We start from the raw sequence: 3,569 nt of genomic DNA, 5'->3' as shown, positions 1-3,569 counted from the left end.
CGCGCACGTCGACCATCTCGGCACGGCGGATCGGACCATTGCCGGCCAGCAGATCGCCGAGATATTGCCGAACGCTGTCGATCTCCCCGGCTTCGGACGGCAGGATCAGCGCGCTTTCGCGCGTCGGCAGCGTCACCAGTTGCGCGTTGAACAGATAGCTGCGGATCGCATCGGCGAGCGGGACGCGCGCCGCCGGCACCTCCACGATCGCGACATCGGGCAACAGGCGGCGGAGGTCCGCATAGACCGCCGCGGGATCCGCGAACGCGTGTTCATGCGCGAACATGATATTGCCATCGGCGACCGCGACGACATCGTTATGGAACGCGCCGGCTGCGATCGCGGCGTCGGATTGGCGCGCGAACAGCGTGCGTTCGGGGGCAAGGCCATGGCGGCGGGCGATCGCCCGGCTGGCCTGTTCATGCTGGCGCGCGGGGAAGGGGCCGCCGGCGATGCCGTAGACGAAGATTTCGACCCCGGGCGCGTCGGGGCCCGCGGACAGGCGCATGTGATTGGCGGCGCCCTCGTCCCCGAACGGCGCGGGCACCGGATCATGGACGACGAACGCGGGATCGGCGAATGCCACGCGCAATTGCGCGCGTGTCGCCGGCCATTCATGCGCGCGGTGCGGCATGGTGAGCAGATTGGCGACGCTGAGATGGCAACGGCCATCGGCAGTGTCGGCGGCGGGCGACACGGTCGCGGCATTGGCCGCCCACATCGGCGACGCGCTCATCGCGTTGGCCAGCAGCACCGGATCAGCGGTGACGGCATCGGTACCGAGCGCCGCCAGCCAGTCCCCGTCCGGGCGGGGATGGGGAAGCAGGATGCCCTGGACCAGGCCGAGCGCGAGGTTGGCGCGCATCTTGGCGATCCCTTCCAGCGCGGCGGCGCGGGGGGCGGAGGGGCGGCCGGCGCTACCCTGCGCCGCCAGATTGCCGAGGCTGAGCCCCGCATAATTGTGGCTGGGGCCGACGATACCGTCGAAATTGATCTCCACCATATCAGCGCCCGATATGCAGGAAGGGTTCGCCCGCGGCGAGTTCGAGCGCCTGCGCGGTCACGGCATCGATCGCGACGGTGCCTTCGCCGGGATCGATGCGGCCGAACGCGGCGCGGAAGCGATCATAATGGCCGGCCGCCAGCAGCGCGCGATCCCCGCCTGGGGCGTCGGACGCGGCGCGGATCGCAGGTACGGCATCGCGGATGGTGGCGATCCGATCGGTACGCGCGGCCATGGTCGGGCCGCCGTCGAAGATGTCCACATAGCCTTCATAGGCGAACCCCTCCTTTTCCAGCATCCGCATCGCGGCGCGACCGGTGGGATGGGGAAGCCCAAGGACGTGGCGAGCGGCCTCGGTCAGCATGGCGAGATAGACGGGATGCTTGGGCATCAGGTCCGCGATGAACTGCGTACCGTGGGTGGCGTTGAACTCATCGGCCTCCTGAAAACTCATGCCGAAGAACTTGCCGGCCAGCCCGTCCCAGAAGGGCGATCCGCCGGCCTCGTCGATCACGCCGCGCAGCTCCGCAATCACGCGGTCGGCAAAGCGGGCGCGATGCTGGCGAATGAAGAGATAGCGGCTGCGCGCAAGCAGCAATCCGAGCCCGCCGGCGCGTTCGCGCGGGTGCAGGAACAGGCCGCCGACCTCCGACGCGCCTTCATAATCGGTGGTGAGCGACAGCATTTCCGCCTTGAACGTCCGGCCGAGTTCGCGGCTCGTCTGGCTGAGCGTGCCGAGCCGATAGCTGTAGAAGGGGCAATGCGTGCCGACGCAGGCGAAGATCTGTGCGGTGCCGGCGACGCGGCCGGTGCCGGCTTCCTCCAGGATCAGCAGGAACAGGTCGTCGCCGGGCGCATCGTCGGTGCGGGCGAAGGCGGCGGCGGAACGGGCGAGCTTCGCCTCCAGTGCGGGCCGATCCGGTGGCAGGTTGGTAAAGCCGCCACCGGTCAGCTTCGCCATTTCATACAAGGCTTCCAGGTCCGACAGCCGCGACGGGCGCACGACGAAGGTCATGGACGACCCCCGGTGGCCAGGCGATGCAGCACCAGCGCGGAGAGGCAGGCGCGTTCGGACAGACTGTCGGTCAGGAGAAATTCCTCGTCGCTGTGGATCGCGCCGCCGCGACCGCCCATGGTATCCACCACCGGTACGCCGCAGGCCGCGATATTGTTGCCATCGCACACCCCGCCGGTCGGTGACCAGCCAATGGCGAGGCCGAGCCGGTCGCCACAGTCGCGGACCAGCGCGAACAGCCGTTCGGTGGCGGGGTCCATCGGCTTCGGCGGGCGACCGAAGCCGCCATGCAGGTGGATGGCGACATCGTGCGCCGTTGCGACATCGGCCACCAGTGCATCGAGCAAGGCGCGGGCGCGGGTGGCATCGCCGGGTGTTTCGGGGCGCAGGTTGACGCGCAGCACCGCATGATCCGGCACGACATTGTTGGGACCGCCGCCATCGATCTTCGCCGGGTTGATCGACACGGCCGGATCGGCCGCGCGCGCCAAGCGCAGGGCAAGATCGGCTGCGGCGACCAGCGCGTTGCGGCCATCCTGCGGATTGCGGCCGGCGTGCGCGCTGCGCCCTGTCACGATGGCGGAGAAATTGCCGCTGCCGCGCCGCGCGCCGGCCAATGTCCCATCGGCCAGCGCGGGTTCATAGGTGAGCGCCGCCGCCTTTCCCTGCGCCGCGCGGGCGATGAGCGCGGCGGAGGCGAGCGACCCGACCTCCTCATCGGCGTTCAGCACGACCTCATACCCCAGTCGGTCGCGAACCGGATCCTGTTCGATGGCGTGGAGTGCGGCCAGCATGATCGCGATCCCGCCCTTCATGTCGGCCACGCCCGGGCCGTTCAGGCAGGCCTCGCCGGTCCAGCGGGTCTGCTGGAACGGATGATCGGCGGCGAACACGGTATCCATATGGCCGGTGAGCAGCAGCTGCACGGGCGCCTCCGGCCGCACGCGCAGATGCAGGCTGCGGCCATGGGCGAGATCGACCCGGCGGCCATCGGGCAGCACGGCGTCGACCGGTTCGGGGTCGCACAGCGTGATCGGCCCGGGCAGGCCGGCGAAGGCGTCGGCGAGCAACCCGGCCATGGTCGCAAGACCGTCCAGGTTGCGCGACCCGCTGTTGACCGCGGACCAGGCCAGCACCTGATCCAGCATCGGTGCGGCGGCGGCGCGGTCGAGGAGATCGGTCGTGGACATCGCGCGACATTAGAAGAGAAAGCGGGGGAGGGAAGGGGTTTCGGTTCGTACCCCCGCGGACGCGGGGGGCCAGCTTGCCACCGTCGCGGTCCGGTCCGGGATCAAGCTGGATCCCCGCGTCCGCGGGAAAACGCTGGTCTCAGCGCGCGATCCACGCCGGCAGCGCGTCCCGCGCCAGGCCCTCGACACGGCGGTGCATCACCGCCAGCCCAAGCTCCGGATACCAGGCACGCGCATCCGCCGGGGCCGCGTCATGGCGTTCCACCAGCAGGCGACGGTTGACCTTGCTGCGATGGTGCATGCGGGCGGTGTTTTCCTGGCCGACATAACAGCCCTTGGTGAAGCTGACGCCGTGGAGTTC

The 3,569-nt window shown here is 69.6% G+C and carries 3 protein-coding genes and 1 pseudogene; all 4 read right to left on the bottom strand.

Features of this window, described 5'->3' with window-relative positions; translation table 11 throughout:
- On the bottom strand, positions 1–1,003 hold a 1,003-nt coding region (locus VF649_RS14740), incomplete at its 3' end, for an N-succinylarginine dihydrolase (protein ID WP_331012714.1).
- A 1-nt stretch (position 1,004) separates the two neighbouring features.
- The gene (locus tag VF649_RS14735) at positions 1,005–2,018 is read right to left on the bottom strand and encodes an arginine N-succinyltransferase (protein ID WP_331012713.1); all 1,014 of its coding nucleotides are present in this window, start codon (positions 2,016–2,018) and stop codon (positions 1,005–1,007) included.
- Complete coding sequence (locus VF649_RS14730) at positions 2,015–3,208, bottom strand: hydrolase (protein WP_331012712.1); 1,194 nt, start codon at positions 3,206–3,208, stop codon at positions 2,015–2,017. The genes VF649_RS14735 and VF649_RS14730 overlap by 4 nt, the downstream gene beginning before the upstream one ends.
- Positions 3,209–3,347: 139 nt before the next feature.
- Positions 3,348–3,569: pseudogene (locus VF649_RS14725) on the bottom strand (tRNA-modifying protein YgfZ); the annotation flags it as partial.

The organism is Sphingomonas sp. (assembly GCF_036387535.1).
Lineage (GTDB): Bacteria > Pseudomonadota > Alphaproteobacteria > Sphingomonadales > Sphingomonadaceae > Sphingomonas_R.
Note: the sequence above shows the minus strand (reverse complement) of the source record. Positions and strands in the feature narration are given on the sequence as shown.